We start from the raw sequence: 20,666 nt of genomic DNA, 5'->3' as shown, positions 1-20,666 counted from the left end.
ACCGGACTACTGCCTGACCTGAATCGTGACACTCTGTTTGGTGTTGCCTTCACCCAAGAACGTCGACCACCCCAAAGGCATGTCGACCTTGCTGTCTAATACCATGGCGGAGACAGCGCCCTCTTCAAGTTGCAGCTCTAGGTCGTACGCCATTTGCTCTCGCAGAACGAATTCCACCACTTTGCACAGCGGCTGGTACTCTTTACCTGTCGGCAGAAAGTCTCTGAACCTTTCTTGGCTCAACCCTTTCAATACCAAGGTGAATTTGCCATTACACTCTGTTACGCGTTCGCCGATGACGGTGTTGTCACCCAAACTCATGTTTGCCATCCCCAACTGCATTTGCTGGCTACGGCGTATATCCACTTTCCTTTGTACCCACTGGCGAATATCAACATCTTCGATATCGAAACAGTGGGCAATGATGCCCGAGACCACCTGAGGTGAACGGCTGCGCCCCGCCAGCATTCCGGCGTAAGACAGCATCTTGCACCAGTTGATGGGCGTTTCGCCGCGCATGTCTGGATCCGCCAGCCCAACCAACGCAAACAACTGCGCAGAAAAATCGTCGCTCGCGCCTTCTTGGAATCGAATGTAGTAGCGGTACTTTCGCCAAATGCGATACACCAGCGTGATCAATCGGTTATTAAAGAAGTCGAGAAACGCGCCTCTTAAACCAAATTCTCCCTCGGTCAGTACTTGCTCTAGCAAGTAACCAGGCAACGGGGATTGCGCTCCGGTTAATCCTAAAAACGTGGTTTCCAGTTCCAATCGGTCGTCGTGTTTTCGATCCAACCCAGATACGTCTGACGTCGAAAAACCCAAGCTCGGATTCGACTTGAATACAAATTGGCATTGCCTTTCCCAATCTTCTTCTTCTGGGTCGTGGTCACTCAGTTGCAGTAACAACTCCACCAATTGGTAGAAATTGAAACTTTTCACATCAATGCCTGCTAGATCGACGCTTGCGATATCCGCGCTTGCTAAATCCATGTCTGTTGCTTCATTAATGTCTGTCATCTCATCCCGAATTGACTCAACCATTGTCGAACTCATATCAGTGGCTGCATTCCATGCTGATTACCCCAGCGGTACTCTTCTCGGCTTTCTGCATTCACCACCACCAATTCATGGAATGAGTTGATGCTGGCGTACAAGGCAAAAAACTGGCTCAAGACCGTGCCAAACAAGTACAAATCGCCTTCCGATCCGAACGCATTAGGATCCATGGTGATGGTTGACAGCAAACCCCGAACGGGCATGCCTTTGATCAACTTATCGAGCGGTTCCGACTTGATCGATACAATGCCTTCCATGCGCTGACGCGAAATGCGTGCGGCCTGTTGATCCACCAACGAACGAAAATCGTAGGCACGAAGCACCGAGCACAACGCCTTTTTATCAAGCAACGATAAGTAGTTGAGAGACAAGTTTGAGATCAGTGTCCACAGCAAACTGCCGTCCAATACCGGACGTAAGGTTTGCGTAGGGATCGTCATGTTTTCGAAATCGGCAAACGGCGGCGACGTGTCGGTACTGATGCATATGTCGCCCACCCCTAACTCGGCGGGTAACTGGCGGTTGGTACACGTTAGCTCCAAAGTGACCGCTTCATCCTGCAAGAAGCCCGTGGTTTCATCCCCACGTACAAATGAAATGAAGTGATCAAAGCCGTCTTTGCGAATGCTGTCTTTGACTCGGACGCGGTAATACAGTGCGAGACGTTGACGTGCCAATTCGATCTCGTGCTGAAAACTTTCAAATGGGGTGTAAATACGGCGCTGCCCGCGGATTCGTCCGTCGGAGGTTTCTTGCCAACCTTCAACATGGTCGACACTGAAAATTTCATAATGCCTTGGATAACGGCTAGACGGTGCCATTCGATATTCAGGGCGTTTGCCCGTTAAATCGATCGGATCGGCATCGTGTTTAAACAGGTTCACAATGGGCGTGGCGTACAGCGTAAAGCTGTCATTGCTGACTTGCGTGCTGCCGGGCAACGTTTGGGTGAAGTTAAAACGAACCGTAAATTTGCCAGTCACATGATCGGGAATGTAGCGTCCAATGTGCTTGAGATCGAAGAAGTGAAACGACTCTGGAAACGCCAGATATTCTTGAAAGATGCGATACCCCTGATAAACATTTTTTGGGTATGGCAGTAATCCATCGTTATCAAACCCGACCACATCGAACACGTCTGTTGGCACCTTAACACTGCCACCTGCGTACTCCACTTCGATGGAATCGAGGTAATGCCCAAGCCACAAATAGAGATTTTGTGCACTATAAGTGTCGCCACCCAAATAAAAACGCAATGAATCCAGCTCGATGGATTTAACCGAATCGTCTTTATTGATCATCGACATGTCCAGTGCGACTCTGCTGGCGTCTTTGGTGTGTACAGCAGACACGCGATCGCACACTAATGGGTAAATCTCCACATCTCGGCAGGTGCGAAATTGGCACGCCGTCTCCAATACGGGAATGGAGTCCACCGTGGTGGCTTTTTTGATGATTTGACGTGTACTGAAATTCCCTTTCGGGCTGAACTTTAAGATGCTTAGGCTCGGAATGGGACGAAGGTAGTTCGGCCAAAGCATGTTGATGATGGAGTGCGTTAACTCGGGAAATTCATCTTCAACTTTCTCTCTCAGCTTGCCAGTTAGAAACGCAAAACCTTCGAGTAGGCGTTCGACATCCGGATCGGTGTTCCGCCCATTCAAAAAGCGAGAAAGTTGAGGGTGAATCTCAGTAAATTGTTTTCCTTGGTCTTTTAAAAACGCCAGCTCATCTCTGAAATATTTGTCTTGTGCCACTAGCTTACTACTCGGTATTTTCTATTATTATCAAGGAGTAAATTGATTTTTACTCTTTCATGAACGGCGGATGTGTCGATGGTTGCTGCCACGCTAAATCGCAAATTCAGCGGCTCTGCCTCGTCTTGGATCACGGTAACATCAACTTCTTTCAGCCTTGGCTCAAATTCTTCTAAGCAGCGTTTGATCGACAGCTTTACTCGAATGGAAAGGTCCAGCATGGCCATGGTGGCATCGTTAAAATCCACTAAGCCCAGATTCGGAGAGCTTAATGACTCTCCGATTCTGGTGTTCAGAATGTTAGACACATTCCGTTTAATGGAACGAAGCACCTCAGCGGAATCGGGTCCTTTCGAAAGTGACATGGGTTTAGCGTCAACCTCTAAACGCTCAAAGAGGCTGACACCATAAACACTTTCTTCTGGGGCGATGTATCCCATTAGGCTTGATCCAGACGACCTACTAGAGACAGCTCAAAGTTCGCACCCATGTACTTGAAGTGAGGACGAACCGACAGCGACACCTGATACCAGCCTGGTTCGCCTTCCACATCATGCACTTCGATAGCGGCGGCACGAAGTGGGCGACGGCTGCGCACGTCTGCTGGTGGATTTTCCTGATCCGCAACGTATTGCTTGATCCAACCATTCAGCTCACGCTCTAGATCTTGGCGCTCTTTCCAAGCACCAATTTGCTCGCGCTGTAGCACTTTGATGTAGTGCGCGAGGCGGTTGATGATCATCATGTAAGGCAGCTGAGTCCCCAACTTGTAGTTGGTTTCGGCTTCTTTGCCTTCTTTGGTGTTCGGGAAGATCTTCGGCTTCTGGATAGAGTTCGCGGAGAAGAATGCCGCGTTGTCACTGCCTTTACGCATCGTTAGCGCGATAAAACCTTCTTCCGCCAATTCGAACTCTTTACGGTCTGTGACCAGAACTTCGGTTGGGATCTTAGATTGCAGAGCACCCATGGATTCGTAGACGTGAACCGGCAAGTCTTCAACTGCACCACCGCTTTGCGGACCAATGATGTTCGGACACCAACGGTATTTCGCGAAGCTATCGGTTAGGCGCGTCGCAAAAGCAAACGCCGTGTTACCCCATAGGTAGCTTTCATGTGAGTTGCTGACATTTTCTTCGTAAGAGAAAGACTTAATCGGGTTCTCTGTTGGATCGTAAGGCACACGAAGTAAGAAACGTGGCGCTGTAAGACCGAGGTAACGAGCGTCTTCCGATTCACGAAGCGAACGCCATTTGGTGTACTTAGGTCCTTCAAAAGTCGACTTAAGATCTTTCAAGTTTGGTAACTCTTCAAACGAGTCGATGCCGAAGAATTCCGGTCCCACACTTGAAACAAACGGCGCGTGCGCCATGGCACCCAACGAACCCATATATTGAAGTAGCTTCATGTCGGGTGTGGATGGCGTGAATGAATAGTTACCAATGATGACGCCTGTTGGCTCACCACCGAACTGACCATAACCTGAAGAGTACACGTGCTTGTACAGGCCAGATTGCGTGGCTTCAGGTGCGAATTCAAAATCCTCCAGAAGCTCTGCTTTCGTGACGTGCAGTAAATCGATTTTGTTGTTTTCATTAAAATCGGTGCGGTCTACCATTAATTTCAGACCACGCCATGAAGATTCTAGGTTTTGGAAAGCCTCATCATGAAGAATTTCATCCACTTGGGCGCCAATTTTTTTATCGAGTTCAACCAACATTTGGTCCACCAGCGCTTTGTTGACTGGTTCTTCTGTGCGGTTTGAACCAACGAGGTTCTCGATAAACGCTGCTACGCCTTTTTTCGCAATGTCGTAGGCTTCTTCGTTCGGTGCAATGCGCGTTTGCGCCATGATTTCATCAAGTAAATTGCCTTGCTGCTGCTCAATCGTTCTTTCTACAGCGACTTCATTTGTTGTCATCGGAATTATCCTTTCGTTCCTGTTTTTCACGCTGGTTATTCATTTCCCTGATCAGACGTTTCTTTCTCATCAGCGGCCACAAGATCAAGTTCTGCCAACAACTTCTCTCGTGAATCATCAGAAGCAAGAAGCTCTTGTAAACGAGAACGGAATGCAGGCACGTTACCAAGCGGACCTTTAAGAGCCAGCAGTGCTTCACGCAATTCGATCAGTTTGTTTAGCTCAGGAACTTGCTTAACGATGGAGTCTGGCGAGAAATCGGCAAGAGACTCAAATGATAATTCGACGGGTAAATCTGCGTCGTCTTCATCCACCAACTTGCTTGAAACCGAGGTAGAAAGCGTTAACTTGCTCTCTTTCATAACGGATTCGAAATTGTTTTTGTTGATGCTGACGGGTTTACGTTCCTCTAAAGGGGTGTCTTCACTGTGCCCTTTAAAGTCACCTATCACCAATGTCTTCAATGGCAATTCCACTTCCGCCTGAGCGTCGCCCGTCGCAGGAATGTACTTGATATTGATTCTTTCTTTCGGGGCAACACTGCCTTCTTTGGACATATTACGGTCTCCTTCGTCTGTCCCAACTGCTGTTTAATGTTGAATTTATTACGAGCAAACGCTTATCTGCGAACCAGCACATTGTTGAGCCAACCTGACGCTGCACATAAAAATGGCACACCAGCTCTTGCTCAAAAATTGGAATTGACCACTGCTTTTTCATTTCCAAAGTACTTCAGTTCACAAACAGGCAAAATAGCAATAAACAAACACCATTTTGCTCTGACAATCAGAGCAAAAATCATTAAATTCTTCTTTGTGATGTTCTAATTAGGAGAGTCAAGATTGACGGGATGACGTATAAGAAAGGAAAGATAGAACACATACATAATTATGTACGGTATATCTGTATACACCATTAAAAGCCTAATAGAATCAATTTTTAAATTGTTAGTCTAGAAATTCACTAGCCAAAGTGAAAAATGTAATTGAAATCTCATTTTCAAGAATGCTTTTTATATTTTTAATATCAATCAGTACTTTTTAGTACTTTTTAATTCTCTGTGATTAATCTTCAATTTACTTATTTAACCTACTATATCAGGATAAAGTAAAACTGTTACTATCATCACAAAAACAAGATGACAAATTTCTCATTTAAAAGACACCGATCACCCTAAGTGGTTAAAATATAATCATTAATCATCAAACCTAATCGCTGAATGTCACTGCAATAAATGCCAGTAAATTTCATTTAATATCAGCAACTAACCACCACATCAATTCGCCTTAGTTTAATATGAAACACTCAATATTTTTATTCTCATGCACTGTCGGCGGTATTAATTTTCAATGATGAAATGCACACTTTTCATCCATCATTAATCTAGGTAAAAGGACTATATTTTTATGGGCGTGTATGAAATCAAAAATGAGACATTCGCGTAAACAAAGAAATGGATACGTCTATTAATTCTTGTATTAACATCACAAAATAAAAATATCCATTAATAGCAATGAAATATATATTATTGTGACTATGATCCAGGCATTAATTCGCTATGCGAGCAATAAATTGCCCGGAAAATAGCAATCTATTGCCTAATAAGATAATTCAATCGACTTAATTATCTGTTTTTAAATATAATTATTAATTGGCATATTGCTTGCTCTATACCTCTTGTCTATCGACATTAATTCGCGCAATAAGCGCTTCATCATTTATTGTTATTTATTTGTTGCTATATAAGGATTTAGCCGCTGATCTAGGTCAACCCGCTTAATTTAGGCAGGGAAGCGACTGGTCCCGTAACATTCAACTCTACAAGAGGATTAAATATGCCAACTCCATGTTATATCTCCATTGAAGGTGAAACACAGGGGCTTATTACTGCTGGCGCACTGTCTACCGATTCTATCGGTGATGCGTTTGTTGAAGGTCATGAAGACCAAATGCTGGTTCAACAGTTCGACCACAATGTTACCGTCCCTACTGACCCTCAATCTGGGCAGCCTTCGGGTCAGCGTGTGCATAAGCCGTTCAAATTCACAGTGGCACTGAACAAAGCGGTTCCGTTGTTGTACAACGCATTGGCGTCTGGCGAAAAAATGAAGTCGGTTGAGCTGAAGTGGTATCGCACATCTATTGAAGGTAAACAAGAGAACTTCTTCACCACCTCTCTTGAAAGCGCTTCTATCGTAGATATCCACTGCGAGATGCCACACTGCCAAGATCCAGCCAATTCTGATTTTACTCAGAACGTTACCGTGTCTCTGTCTTACCGTAAGATCAACTGGGACCACATAAACGCAGGTACATCGGGTACGGACGACTGGCGTAAACCTGTCGAGGCATAAGCGTCATCGAATAGATGACCAGCATCACGCTTTGTCAGTGCATGCTCTCGCTTGTACTGGCAGGCTCCCCAAGATACTGGTCATCAACGATGCAGCAAAGCCACATGGGGTGGCTTTGCATTTTCATTACTAAATCAACGCGTTGGCGTGGTCTAGATTGCAAAACGGAAGGAATGCATGAGCACCTTAAATTTCACCCTAGATGTTGATGGGTTGGCTCCTGAGACCCTGATTGTTCGCGAGTATGAAGGGCAAGAATCGCTGTCTGATTACAATCAATGCCGTGGATTTCGATATCAGATTGAGCTGGCAAGTCGCCAAACCAATATTTCTCCCGATCAAATCGTCGACAAAAACGCTTGGTTGAGCATTATTCAAAATGGGGAAGTGACGCAAGTTGTCCATGGCATCGTTCGCGCTTTTTTTAAGGGGGATACGGGTCGTCAACACACGTTTTATTCTCTTACTTTGGTGCCGGCCATCGAGCGTTTGTCGCTGCGCCAGAATAGCCGAATTTTTCAAAACCAAAGCGTACCCGATATTTTGTCGGTGTTGTTTCAGGAAATGGGCATCAACGACTATGCCTTTTCCCTAAAACGATCCTGTCAGCCTAGGGAGTTTTGCGTTCAGTACCGCGAAACCGACCTAGACTTTCTGCACCGTTTGGCGGCAGAAGAAGGTTTGGTGTATCGCTTTACTCATGAAGTAGGCAAGCACACCATTATCTTCAGTGACGACAGCCAAACCTATGATGCCCTCCCGTTTTCTGTTACTTACAATGCACTGGCGGGTGGCCAGATAGATACGCCCTATGTCTTTGGTTTAAATGAAAGGGTTCGTTCAGACATTACGAACGTTACCTTTCAGGAATACAGTTTTAAGAAGCCCACCTATTCCTTCAAACAAGAACAACTTGGCAAGGACATGGCATATCAGCGCGATGGGTATGAGCATTACGATGCCCCTGCTCGCTATAAAGATGATGAAAGTGGTCACGCGTTCAGTCAATATCGCTTGGAATACCTTCGCCGTGAATCTCATGTTGCCTATGGGCAAAGTAACCACGCTGGCTTACAAGCTGGGGTGAAATTTACGCTCACCGATCACCTAGATCCAAAATGCAATCGTGCTTGGATTGTCGTGCACGCTGTTCACTCAGGCACTCAGCCTCAGGCGCTTGAGGAGGAAGGCGGCAGCGGCGCTACCACCTACAGCAACCAATTCACTGTCATCCCTGCGCAAACGCAATGGCGAGCAAGACCTCTGCCTAAGCCTCAAGTTGATGGGCCGATGATCGCCATGGTTGTGGGCCCTGCGGGAGAAGAAATTTTCTGCGACGAACACGGCCGCGTAAAAGTGCATTTCCCTTGGGACCGAGAATCGTCACAAGACGAACACAGCTCGTGCTGGGTGCGGGTGTCTCAAGGCTGGGCGGGCGGTCAATATGGCATGATTGCCATTCCACGGATTGGGCATGAAGTGATTGTTTCTTTCTTAAATGGCGACCCTGACCAACCCATCATCACTGGCCGTACTTACCATGCCACCAATGTGACGCCTTACATTTTGCCCAGCCATAAAACGCGAACGGTACTCAAAACCCAAACACACTTGGGTGAAGGCTTCAATGAATTGCGATTTGAAGATGAAGCCTCTCGTGAACAAATTTATGTGCATGCTCAAAAAGACAAAGATGTGGTGATCAATAACATCAGCCGCGAATCGATTGGCCGCGATTTCCACCAAAAAATTGGGCAACACTTTTTCCAAATGGTAACGGAAAATACGCACCGTTTGGTGGGTAAAAATGTCACCGAAGAGTTTGGCCAGGATCACCACTACAAAGTGGGTCGTAACCTCGTTCAGCGGGTTATTGGCGCGGTGAACCGTTTTATTTCTGGCGGTATGGTCACCAAAATTGAAGGGGGCAGCGTCACGTCGATGTCGGCATCGGAAGAAAAAGAGATCGGCGCCAACCAACGTATCGCAGTGAACAACGAAAGTTATCTGAACGCCACCAATATCGTGCTGGAAGCCAAGCAAGAACTGACCATCAAAGGCCCCGGTGGCTTTGTCAAAATCGATGGCGGCGGCATCACCATTTCAGGCAACGTGGTGAAGATTAATGAAGGCGGCTCGCCAGGCAGCGGCACCGCGCCCAAAGCCGTGGAGCCACAACCGCCTGCGAAACCGCAAGAGCCGGATGATCCGGACAGGAGAACCTAATGCCAGCCGCCGCTCGACTTGGAGACAGCTGTGCAGGGCACGGGTGTTTCCCCGCCACCCCCATCGTTGCAGGCAGTAGCGACGTGTTTATTAATGGTAAGCCCGCAGCAAGGCAAGGCGATACGGTTTTGCTGCACGCTTGCCCATGCCCTAATATGCCGCATGGCATCCATGGCCGAAGCATTTCGGCAGGCTCGTCTACCGTTTCGATCAATGGCAAGCCGGCCTCTCGAGTCGGCGATGCAATTGGATGTGGCGGTTCCGTTGCCGCAGGCTCTGGCAATGTGTTTATTGGGGACACCCCCTACTCCTCACCTGCCCATAAATGCGCAGAAGGCGCGGCTGCCAGCAAGTCGCCGTTTTTAAAGATTACGCCATTGGCAGAGCCGCTGGGCACTGGCTGGGGGAGCTCCATCTTCACGCCGGAATTCTACAAATCTGCTTTGCAGAAAATGGCAGTGCAAGCCGATATTGCCTTGCTCAACAAAGCATTAGAAATGCAAGAATTGAGCTCCTTGGCTCAGTCCATTATTACTGCGGTCGAGAATGGCGCAGACAAACAAGCGATGCTTGAGGTACTTGAAACCAACACCACAAAAGCGGAGCGAAGAAAAGCGCGTGAAGAGCTGACAGCACGAGGCAAATCCGCCCATCCAGATCAGGCAGACCGCTTTGCTATGGATATGGATGCTGCTGAAAAGGCCATGCTTTCGTCCCATATCTACACACTTGACAAGAAAGACAGTGAACTTAATGCCCGACAGCTCAAGCTAAAAAGAGATATGACAGATGATTCTGGATGGTCAGAAGCTTCACCTTCTGATTTAAAAAGACTTGGGATTCGTGAAGAGTTACTGGTTGATCCCGACTCTAATTACAGAGCACAAGTATACATGCCCGATAAAGATGTGTTTGGACCAGACGCAAAACCTACCGTAGTTTTTCGTGGCACTGAAGGAAAAACTGATTGGTTAAAAGCCAATGTACCTCAAGGGATAGGGAAAGGTTCTTCCTACCACGAAAAAGCGGTAAAGATAGGTCAAATATTGTCCAAGAATGGAGACTCTGTTGAGTTTTCTGGTCATTCATTAGGCGGAGGTTTAGCATCAGCAGCTTCAAAAAGTGCAAAAATGCCTGCGATCACTTTCAACTCTGCCGGGCTTCATAAGAAAACCTTGCCAAAATATGGTATCGACTCATCTAAACAAGGGACAGATACAGCCATTATAGGATACAGACTCAACGACGAAATATTAACCTATGTGCAAGAAGATATGTTCTTGACAAAACGTTTTTTCCCGGATGCCGTAAGAAACGCAGATTTGGATACAGACTTGGAAAAACCAAGTTCGCTATCGCAATCGATTAGCTCTAATCCTAGCTTGAAGGACAGATTGGAACTACATGGTATTGACCACTTACGTGATGCACTTGAAGAGCGTAAAGTAAACGATCTCTTTGAGCTGTCGAAAAGCAATAGATTATGAAAAGTATTATACAAACTATCACTTTGCTACTAGCGATATTAGTAACGCCATCACATAGCAACGAAGGAGCATTCACTGTGTCTCTCAGTAAACCAAACCCCGCAACTTTTTTTTCAGGCGAGATGTTAGATGTCGCAAGGGCAATAAAAAACGGCGACATAGAAAAAGTTTTACTCTTAGGAAAAAGACTCGAAAACATAGATAAACTCGGGAAAGGGGATCTTACACTGCTGGCATTTTCAGTATACGACAATAATGCCCCAGCGATTAAAGCATTGATGTCCTTGGGAGCTGATCCTAGTGTAGAGATCCCAAATCAAGGAAATATTGCGTATATCGCCCTCTGGAGAACATCAACCGAATCGCTGACAGCACTTTTGGAATCTGGCATGAGCCCAGATATCACTCAAACTGACACACCTATTATTTTCTTAACACCAAAACTCGAAGAATCTGAAGCACTGAATATTCTTATTAAGAATGGAGCTAACATCAATATTCGTGACTCCGTTGGTGGTACCGCATTGGATGAATTTATATCGGTTAATCGCTTAGATGAAGCGCTTTTACTGCTGATAAACAGCGCAGATGCCACAACCATGAAGGACAATGGTCTAAGTACTGCGTATACACTCCAGTACGTCATGCAGGACCTATCTTCAAACGACAAAAACTACGCAAAGTTATTAGAGATTAAAGAGTACTTTTCAAAGCAAGGGGTCAAGTTCCCTGCTCTATCTCCTGAAGAAGAACGAAAGAAACATGGAATCATCTGGTGCGATGAACCAGAGGGCTGGGTACACCATTCAAAGTGTAAATCCGAAAACTCAAAATGAAGATGATAAGATTATGCCGACCGGTGAAATTGATGACAATAAAAGTACCAAGACGAACAGAGCCTCAAAGAACGCTTTGGCATAGAGCATCGATTTTAAGGACATCACACATGACATGGATGAAGTTTTCACTACTTGCTACTGTATTCGTACTCAGTTTAGGACACACCATTTCGGCTCACGCCACCAGTTTTACCTTTAAAAATGAAGCCTACATGTTGCGCTGGAATGATGGGAAACTGTTCGAGATGACTCCTGAAGGTCAGGATGACCTTGATGACTGGCAAACCATGGTTTCCTTCATCCTATTCCAATCGATCAATGATGGCGATGCCCTTGCTGACATCGCCAACCAAACACTGGCGCGTTATCAAACACATAAAGGCATGGTAATGGCAACCGATTCGGTACCCGCCAGCAAGGACCAACCCGCAGAGCACTTCATAGCGTACTTATTCATTAGCCCAGATTCGTTTGAATTTGCGGCGAATCGTGTGGTGCTATCGGAAGGGATAGGGGTTTCCGTGGTTTATTCAAGACGCTTTTACAACAAAAAAGGGGAAGACGGACAGGTTGTGAGTGATTGGATGGAAAAGCATGGCCCCGAGATTGAAGCCTCTCTGATGGCAATCCCGAAGGAAGAGATTAGGAAAGCCGTCCAGAAGTTGTTAAGCCTAAACGCTGCGAAAAAGGGCAATGTGTGATGCCAGAATCTCCCCACAATGAAATGAGCACTGAGGCCGAAATGAACGCTGAAGCCGTATCGCTATTCGATGTGATGTCGGATACATCTGGCACTCTGTATCTGCTGGTCGACAAACAGTTGTTTCCGACATTGGATGAATTCTGGGGAGCGTTTTCTGGTCGTCACGATGCTCGATGGGTTCCGCTTTACCAAGGCACGGAATATCACCAGCTTCTTGATTTTTCCCCCTTGTTGATTGAGATAGAAAACGGCAACCCCGGAGAAACCCTGTTTCACTGGCTGCTCGAACAGGGCGAATCGTTTCTTCGCTTTGGGCTGGTTGGGGTTTACCCGGGATCACTAAAAGCCATCCAAGCGCACTGGGCTAAATGGCTCACTTGTATTTACCCTAATGGGGATCGGGCTCTCTTGCGTTTTTACGACTTTTCAGTGCTTCAAAAGCTGTGGCAAGTCTTTACTCAGCAGCAACAGGCCGCGTTGTGCGGGCAACACCTCTCGCTCTATGCCCCATATTCTTCAGAAAAAAATCAAGCGCTGATCAAAATATCGGATCAAACTTGGTTGAGTGAACAACAACTCGAGTCCCAAAAAGCGTTTACTCAACTAACGCTGACACAAACGCAATACGACACCCTCTTCTATGAACAGCGCGTGAACGCTTTAGCTGGCAAACTCCATGCAGAGCTTGCCCCCCAATACGGTTGGCTGCTGCCTTATGTGAATGTCAAAGGTCGATTCTGGGAAGGGTTAACCATCGCCGCCGAGAAATACCCCAATGAGTCTTCTTTGGCGCACGAAACCTACGCCATGTATCGGTTTTATTTAAGCAGCCACTTCGATGATCACCCCGATTTTCACACGCTGCTTCGTCAGTATCCGCTGCGTGAATCCATCAAACATTTCCATGAACGGTTTCAACGGGAGCCCGATCTACTCAACGAATACAGACAAGAAGGTTGGTTGGGTATTGAAGGTCGTGCGGAGCTCATCAATGACTGACTCTTCCCTACTACTCTATGACACCGTTCCGCTTGTCGATTGGCAAAAAGGGATTGAGGGTACCCAAGTGTTTGTGCTCGCGGAATCCGTCATCAACCCTTTGGTCAGAACGTTGGCAGACAAAGCGCGAAAACAAAGCCCTTCAGGTGACGATGAAAGCCGTTTGTATTGGGGAGAAATGGGCAGAGTTCACGCCTCCATTTCACCCCACTTACTGGCATTGGATGACTGGAAGACCTTTGAAGAAACCGTCGCATTTCAACCAAGTTGGGGGGTAATTCTCACCCTGCGTGATGAAGCGCAAAAACACAAAAACCCTCAATTTGGTCTCTTAAATCACTTGCGTGAATGGACATTCATTGAGCCGCCAAAAGAGCGTCATGATGAAGGGCCAATGCTTCTGCGCCTTTCCGATTGGGATGTGTTGCAAGTTTTATTGAATGCCAGTAACGAGGTGGAACTGACCTCTCTATTCGGCCCGATCGCCACCTTCGCCTACTGGCACAAAGATCAACAAGACGTTCAGCAAGTAACGTTGAAAGCCAGACAAAAACACACGCTGCCCCACCGTTCGCCGCAGCGGATTAGTACAAATCAATATGCCGCATTGAGGGCATTGGCACACCGTCACCAACACAAGAAATACGCCGATCATTTAAAGCAGCATCACAGTGAAGTGAAAAGCTGGAGCGATGAAGCCCTCTCCACGTTTTTACTTCGCACTATCGATACGGCGAATCGGCTCAAGTTCACTACCGAAAAAGACGTGGTGCGTTACTTAAGCTTAGCCACGGTGTTCGGTGAACAATTCATAGACACCCCATGGGCAAAGGAACAGCTCAAGAAGCCCGCAGTAATGGGGACTCAATCGCGCATGGATAGGCTGTATCAACGAGCCATAGAAGAATTGGATAAGGAGCCGGAAGGATGAGTCAGGACAGGAAAACCCAGCTGATGAGCAGCGCTGAAGCTGCCGAGCAGAATTTCTCGACCGACAACGTGCTTTCTGGCGGCTGTGTCGAGTGTGGCTGTGAAGTGTTCATTCGTTATCACTACGACAACGAAAAGCCCGTGCCCAACGCCCCGTTTATTCTCAAAGACAGCAACGGCACCGAAATTGAAGGCACCACCGACGATAAAGGGCTTTGCAAGATTGAAAACATGGGCTGTGGCGGCTTTGAATTGTTGCTGGATGAAGGCAGCGATGAATTCAGTCCGGCGAAGGCCATTGCCAATAACCCGTCGCTTCAACACAACCCAATTCATGCCGCAATTGCGGGGGAATACTTTTCGCTTTACAGCATTCTGAGCCGAGAAAAAATCCTAACGTACGACAAGGATGACAGCTCCGATGCCTTTATCGATATTGATGATGAAGGTTGGTTTGGTACGTGGAGCGTGGAAGACAAATACGACCCTGCTTACAGACGGTTTTGGGCACTGAACAAGAAAATCAATGAAGGACCGAGAGATCTTCGTGTTGCGGTTAAAAACATCCATACCAGCCTAGCCGCAGAAGTCGCGGGGCAATCTCAAGATAACTCCACCATTTTGCTATTTTGCCAAATTGCCCTTGGGTTTGTGCCCGTGGTTGGGCAAGCCATGGACTTGTATGACCTAGGCGATTGGGGCTGGAAAACCTACGAAGGCAAAGGCCTTGATACTTGGCACTGGGCGTCTGGCGCATTGATCGGCATTGGCTTTGTGCCGGGTTTAGGTGATGCAGTGAAGAAAACTGGTAACGCGGTGATTGATGCGCTGCGTAAATCCGATTCTGCGGCCATTCAACTTGCCATCAAAACCATTCGGAGCTTGTCGAACGGCAATGTGGTTAAGTACCTATCTAACTTCGGCTCCAAGCTTCAAGAATACGGTAAGAAAGCGGTCGATCTGATCAACAAGATCATCGCAGGTCTTATGCAGGCACTGAAAGACGGCGCGTCGTGGATTATCCGGCTAATGAAAGACGCCTTTCAAGGCATGATCAAGGCCATGAAGAAACTGTCGGAAAAGGTGGCCGACATGGTGGCGTGGCTCACCAATAAAGTGAAGGAGTTCATTGGCAAAGTCGTGACGCGCGTGACAGGTACGGCGAAGAAAAAAGGATCGGCTAAGAAACCAAACAACACCAATGCGGGGGTGAACCGAGACGGTAAAAACGGGCAAAGCAACAGTAATAAGAGTAGCGAAGCCAACAAGAAGCAGAGCTGCAACTCGGACGGGCCGTGCGTGGACGACCCGATCAGTACCGCGACAGGTAAGGTGATTGAACAACGGGACGACTTCGCCCTACCCGGCTTTTTACCCCTCACGCACAGCCGGTATTATCACTCGGTTGGGCGTATGGAGCTCGGGTTACTTGGCTCGGCGTGGCGAAGTGCTTGGGATGCTTCTCTCACGGTTGAAGCGGGCATGGTAACCTTTGTCGATCACGATTACACCGTGGGCATTTTCCCAACCCCAACCGATGAGAACCCCACTCGATCAGAACTCAAACCGCAATGGCGGCTCTATCGCACCAATGAAGAGTTCATTCTCCAAAATAAAGCCCGCCAACGCTTGCATTTCGCCCACGCGATCGGCAACCAAATCCGTTTGACCAAAATGTCGGACAGCTACGGCAACGAAACCCACTTCTTGTATGAAAGAGGCACGTTGAAGTGGGTGGTGTTGTCGGATCAAAAGCTGATTCAGGTACACACTCAACACCGCCGTATTCAGAAGCTCGATTTATTGGAAGCAGACAAGCACTTCATCCAAACCTTGGCGACGTACCAATACGATAAGCGCGGACGACTGCTATCGGTTAGAGCCAGCGAAGGTCGCAACTTCGACTATCAATATTCCGATGAAGGTTGGCTGACCCGTTGGGATGACCTGTCCAATACGTGGGTCGAACACGACTACGACGAGAAAGGACGCGCCACCAAAACCCGCTGCTCTGGGGGCTATTGGGAAGGGCAGCTTCACTACGACGATGACAACAACATCACCTCGCACAAAAGTGCGTTTGGTGGGATCTCCCAGTATTTCAAAGACGACAAAAACCGCATCATTGCCATTGTCGACCCAGAAGGCAACCGAACCGAGCAAGAGTGGGAGTTTGATAATTTAACGGCTGTGACCGATCCGTTAGGGCAGCGCACCGAATACGCCTACGACGACTGGGGTAACGTGACTCAGGTAACCCTACCTAATGGACAGGTGCATACCTATTCCTACGATGAAAACGGGCAACTACTGAGCTACTGCGACCCGCTGGCAAGCACGTGGCAGTATGCTTATAACTCGGCGGGCTCTCTGGTGTCGGTACAAGATCCCGATTCCCGTGAGTGGCGACACGAATACAACGCGCTAGGACAGCGGACACTGACGGCTTCGCCCGATGGCTCAGAAGCCCGCTATGGCTATAACCCACAAGGGATGCTAGAGCGCATTTCCCCCGACAACGGCGTTGGGTTTACCTTTTACTACGATAAACAATGTCGGTTGGTGAAACGCACCAGCGATGAGCACCTCACTCGGCGCTGGTACTATAAAGGCAATAGCCTATCCCCTTACCAAGTGGAATATGAAGACGGGTCGAAAACCCAATTCGAATACGACATTGAAGGCAACATCACCGCCATTACCGATGCCCTTGGCAACGTCTCTCGCTATGACTATGGCGCCTTCGATAAATTGGCCTCGGCCACCGACCCACTGGGAGCCACCACCCACTACCATTACAACGCAGAAACCGAATTTGCGGGCGTGACCAACAGTAAAGGGCACCAATGGCGTTACGAGTTTGATGCCTTAGGGCGGGTAAAAACCGAACATCACTACGATGGGCGCAAGCACCATTTCGGCTACGATGCCGCGGGTCGAATTGTGTCTCAAACCAAACCTAATGACCATGTGCTGCACTACGACTACCACGACGGTGGTCAGCTTGCCGAGATACAAACGCTCGACCACGAAGGCAATGCCACCAGTAAAACATGGTTTGAGTACGATGAGGCTTCTCGCCTTCTTAGCGCAGAGAATGGCGACGCTTGGGTTGGGTTTGAATACAACGCTTCCGGACAGGTCATTAAAGAAACGCTGAATGGGCACACCCTGACACACCGCTACGACAGCGCGGGCATTCGCGAATCGCTAGAAGGAACAAACACACCGTTAGAGTTGCTATGGCAGAAAGGACAACTCCAACAATTAGGCATTGGCAGCCACCAACCTCTGAACTTCAGCCACAACAAGGCGGGCTTTGAAACCTTAAGGGACAACCAAAACGGATTCAGGCTACACCATCAGTGGGGCAAAACGGGCTTACTGGAACATCAGCAGCTTGGCTTTTTGAACGAGCAAACCGCCGACCTTGCCGCGCAGCCCAGAGACCGATATTTACTGCGCAAGTATCAATACGACGCCCTCGACCGCTTGGTCGGCATTGATGAGTCTTACTTCGGTAAAACCGATCTTCGCTTGAATCCGAATGGTCAAATCAGCGAAGTGCGGCAAACCAAATCCTGGAAGGATAAGGCGACTCAGGTTCAACTCTTCGGCTACGACAGCGAGCTTAACCTCAACCAGCAAAGCACCCTACCGTTAGCCGACAACGTGATTGACCTCGCTCAAAAGCGCGAAGAGAAGCACACGCATCAATACGACCGTGCTGGCAGAGTTGAGAAAAAAGGCCCCTACACCTATCGCTACGATGAATGCGGTCGGGTTATAGAGAAAATCGAGCAACAGAACGGTTACCGAGCGAAAAGCACCAAGTTCGTCTGGAACGCCTTTGATCAGTTAATTAAAGTCGAACTGCCCAACCAAGAGCGCTGGCGCTACCGTTATGATCCTTTTGGAAGGCGAATCGCGAAAGAGTGCGAGCAAAGCCAAACCGAACACGCTAACCTGCATTACCTGTGGGATGGCGACAACCTGATTCAGCAGCAGAAAGTGTGTGCGGATGGCACGGCGCTCAGCACCACTGAGTGGGTGTATGAACCCGACAGTTTCCGACCGCTGGCGCAAATCAACACCGATAACGTGCTTGGCACCTCGGCACTCAGCTATGTGGTGACCGACCACGCAGGCACGCCGCGTGAGCTGTGCAGCGAGCAAGGCGACATCATCTGGCGAGGACAGCATGAAATTTGGGGCAGCTATAAGCAGCAACACCAACAAGGCTTATTAAAGAAATACGCCAATGATGCGGCTAACGACCCAATTGAATGTGACTTGCGTTATCAAGGGCAGATTTATGACCGAGAAACAGGGCTTTACTACAACCGGCACCGCTACTACGATACAGACAGCGGTCAGTATTTAAGCTCAGACCCTATCGGTTTTGCGGGTGGTTTAAGACCACAAGCGTACGTGCACAATCCGATGGACTGGGTGGATCCGCTGGGGTTGGCAGGGTGTCCAGTTCGTGATGAAAATGTTAGAGATATTGTAGAAAAGCATGGAGGAGTCAAACTAGAGGATGGGGGCTATCAAATGCCCAACAAGCGAGCCGCTAAGCAAGCTGCGTCCGAGATAGCTGGAGATTTAGGGTCTGATGTACAGAAAGTGAGGCGCAGTGACTATATAGACCCATTAAACAATTTTGGTCATAACCAGTCTAATAGAGTCATTGGGAAAACCTCTAGAGACTATTCTTCGGGGTATTACGACCACAGTATAGGTCATACGTTTGATCGTAGGCCACATATAAACGCTTGGAGTGACCGACTAGGTGCAACTTCGAAAGACAATTTTCACTTGTATTATTAATAAGAAGAGCATATGAAAGAATGGAGAGTATATTTTTCAGATTTAGATGGTCATTGGGAGATACTTATAGACTCCACGGCAGAGGAAGAAACCATTCATACACTTTCGGAGAATGGTAATGAAGCTACTATGTCATCTAAAAGAGCACCTGGTGATGTAGTCTCTGTTTCGATAATATCTGCATCAAAGGAATTCGATACTGTTACAGGTCGAATCGGGCTTGAAAAACATTATTATTTAAAAATCGAGTCACTTCGAGAGAACTGGTATTGCATTTCCTCAAAAACATACCTTTCAAATGATGCCATAAAATTGGCATCTTTGTTTATGGACAAGAACTCTAATCTTGCTAAAAAGCTCTGGAAGATGAAAAAGCTTGGTAAAGAATATAAGTATAGTAGTAGCTATTTGAGGAACGATGGAGTGTAACAGCATTTTGAACTTTAAATTCGCACCTATCGGATAAAGATATTCCCCAAATAAACAATTATGCGTATATCAGAAATAACGGGGACACACACTTTAAGAAAAATCTAGAAGTATTTTTCTGTCGCTCATCCAAGCGCTACTCGTATTGATGAAATTGAGTTCAATACATGTGAGGTATCCCGGTCAGAAGCAGAACTAGATGAATATGCTGTTGGGAATGCCGTAAACTATGTGAATAGATACCAAGATGAAGCATATTGGCAAATCCGTGGACGTGAACAGCAAAATATCGACTATTTCGGTGGTGCGATAAACGATAGAGATAGCCCTGGTAAGTCAGGCAATAGAATTCGTGGCGTGGCCAAAGATAACCCGAACGGAAGAGCTTTCCATGAAAATAACGGGGACACACACTTTAAGAAATAAAAGTAAGGAGGACAGGCACTTTTTGAAAAATCTGAGATTCCTCTTGTTGTCTATCCCAAGCGCTACTCGTATTGATGAAATTGAGTCCAATACATGAAGTATTTGCCTAGAAAGTGGCAAATATCCCTTATCTTTTTGAATTTTAGGTAAGCAAAACCACCAATGTGGTTATTGGATTAGGAGTTTAAGATGTTTTGTCTAGCTTGAAAGGAATATTAGCTATCTGGTAACCGAAAACCGGATATGCGCTTTCTGTTTAGTTTCGGCATCGCGTGTTTGATGGTGGTTTCACAGCCAACGACCGTACCTTTTTCCAGTTGAGTACAAGCGCTCATCCAAGTGGCTTGGTCAATGCCCAATCGATTTAGAACGGAAGGTAGGGACGAGTGAATACTGCCACGTTTGTCTTCACGAATTTGCCGTCCCGTCCAATCCACCAATTCTAGGTAATCCAGCAGCCGAAAAGGAATGCCCGAAGGGATATTCTTTCTGGGGTAGCCCACAAAAGGGTGTAAGCAAGGTGCCGTAGTTTTGTTGTTTTTCAGTGCTTCAATACGCGCTTTTACAGAGGTGTATTCCGACGCTTCAGGGGTATTTGCCATACTAGCTCGAACTGGGTTCAAATCGACGTAGGCCATCGCCGCCGCAAGGGCTTGTTCATCCAATAAAGCTTGGCTTTTGAATCGCCCTTCCCAAAAATGCCCAGTAC

The 20,666-nt window shown here is 47.3% G+C and carries 15 protein-coding genes and 1 pseudogene; 10 read left to right on the top strand and 6 right to left on the bottom strand.

The window, feature by feature from the left end:
• Positions 1–6 precede the first annotated feature (6 nt).
• From tssG to tssB, 5 genes are read right to left on the bottom strand one after another with little or no spacing between them, the layout of a single operon-like run.
• A complete protein-coding gene (tssG, locus tag HC752_RS08655; protein WP_190334953.1) occupies positions 7–1,020 on the bottom strand; it encodes a type VI secretion system baseplate subunit TssG in 1,014 nt (337 codons plus the stop codon).
• Between the two features lie 32 nt (positions 1,021–1,052).
• Complete coding sequence (gene tssF / locus HC752_RS08650; RefSeq protein ID WP_190334746.1) at positions 1,053–2,816, bottom strand: type VI secretion system baseplate subunit TssF; 1,764 nt, start codon at positions 2,814–2,816, stop codon at positions 1,053–1,055.
• Positions 2,816–3,256, bottom strand: a complete 441-nt coding sequence (tssE, locus tag HC752_RS08645; protein WP_190334745.1) for a type VI secretion system baseplate subunit TssE — start codon at positions 3,254–3,256, stop codon at positions 2,816–2,818. Before tssE ends, tssF begins: the two co-directional genes overlap by 1 nt.
• Positions 3,256–4,734 (bottom strand): type VI secretion system contractile sheath large subunit, encoded by a 1,479-nt coding sequence (gene tssC, locus HC752_RS08640; protein WP_190334744.1) that lies wholly within the window; start codon positions 4,732–4,734, stop codon positions 3,256–3,258. The genes tssE and tssC overlap by 1 nt, the downstream gene beginning before the upstream one ends.
• Before the next feature lie 35 nt (positions 4,735–4,769).
• Positions 4,770–5,291 carry a type VI secretion system contractile sheath small subunit gene (gene tssB / locus HC752_RS08635; RefSeq protein WP_190334743.1) on the bottom strand — a complete coding sequence of 174 codons (522 nt, stop codon included), beginning with the start codon at positions 5,289–5,291 and terminating at the stop codon, positions 4,770–4,772.
• A gap of 1,278 nt (positions 5,292–6,569) precedes the next feature.
• Here tssB and HC752_RS08630 point away from each other — a divergent pair.
• The 10 genes from HC752_RS08630 (at position 6,570) to HC752_RS08585 (ending at position 19,957) form a co-directional block, all read left to right on the top strand.
• Complete coding sequence (locus tag HC752_RS08630; protein ID WP_190334742.1) at positions 6,570–7,088, top strand: Hcp family type VI secretion system effector; 519 nt, start codon at positions 6,570–6,572, stop codon at positions 7,086–7,088.
• Between the two features lie 177 nt (positions 7,089–7,265).
• Entirely contained in the window at positions 7,266–9,314 is a 2,049-nt protein-coding gene (locus tag HC752_RS08625) for a type VI secretion system Vgr family protein (protein ID WP_190334741.1), read from the top strand.
• Positions 9,314–10,801, top strand: coding sequence for a PAAR domain-containing protein (locus HC752_RS08620; RefSeq protein WP_190334740.1), 1,488 nt, complete (start codon positions 9,314–9,316; stop codon positions 10,799–10,801). The genes HC752_RS08625 and HC752_RS08620 overlap by 1 nt, the downstream gene beginning before the upstream one ends.
• A 77-nt stretch (positions 10,802–10,878) precedes the next feature.
• A complete protein-coding gene (locus HC752_RS08615) occupies positions 10,879–11,637 on the top strand; it encodes an ankyrin repeat domain-containing protein (RefSeq protein WP_190334739.1) in 759 nt (252 codons plus the stop codon).
• A gap of 110 nt (positions 11,638–11,747) precedes the next feature.
• Complete coding sequence (locus tag HC752_RS08610) at positions 11,748–12,341, top strand: hypothetical protein (protein ID WP_190334738.1); 594 nt, start codon at positions 11,748–11,750, stop codon at positions 12,339–12,341.
• Positions 12,341–13,342, top strand: a complete 1,002-nt coding sequence (locus HC752_RS08605) for a DUF4123 domain-containing protein (protein ID WP_190334737.1) — start codon at positions 12,341–12,343, stop codon at positions 13,340–13,342. The genes HC752_RS08610 and HC752_RS08605 overlap by 1 nt, the downstream gene beginning before the upstream one ends.
• Positions 13,335–14,273, top strand: a complete 939-nt coding sequence (locus tag HC752_RS08600; RefSeq protein ID WP_190334736.1) for a DUF4123 domain-containing protein — start codon at positions 13,335–13,337, stop codon at positions 14,271–14,273. The genes HC752_RS08605 and HC752_RS08600 overlap by 8 nt, the downstream gene beginning before the upstream one ends.
• Complete coding sequence (locus tag HC752_RS08595; protein WP_190334735.1) at positions 14,270–19,102, top strand: RHS repeat-associated core domain-containing protein; 4,833 nt, start codon at positions 14,270–14,272, stop codon at positions 19,100–19,102. The genes HC752_RS08600 and HC752_RS08595 overlap by 4 nt, the downstream gene beginning before the upstream one ends.
• 12 nt (positions 19,103–19,114) lie before the next feature.
• Positions 19,115–19,531, top strand: a complete 417-nt coding sequence (locus HC752_RS08590; RefSeq protein WP_190334734.1) for a hypothetical protein — start codon at positions 19,115–19,117, stop codon at positions 19,529–19,531.
• 231 nt (positions 19,532–19,762) lie between these two features.
• On the top strand, positions 19,763–19,957 hold the full coding sequence (locus HC752_RS08585) for a hypothetical protein (protein ID WP_190334733.1): 195 nt from the start codon (positions 19,763–19,765) through the stop codon (positions 19,955–19,957).
• Between the two features lie 215 nt (positions 19,958–20,172).
• Here HC752_RS08585 and HC752_RS08580 read toward each other — a convergent pair.
• Positions 20,173–20,666 (bottom strand): annotated as a pseudogene (locus HC752_RS08580) (alpha-amylase family glycosyl hydrolase); the annotation flags it as partial.

The organism is Vibrio sp. S9_S30 (assembly GCF_014694455.1).
Classification (GTDB): Bacteria; Pseudomonadota; Gammaproteobacteria; order Enterobacterales; family Vibrionaceae; genus Vibrio.
This window is presented reverse-complemented; position numbering and strand designations above follow the sequence as displayed.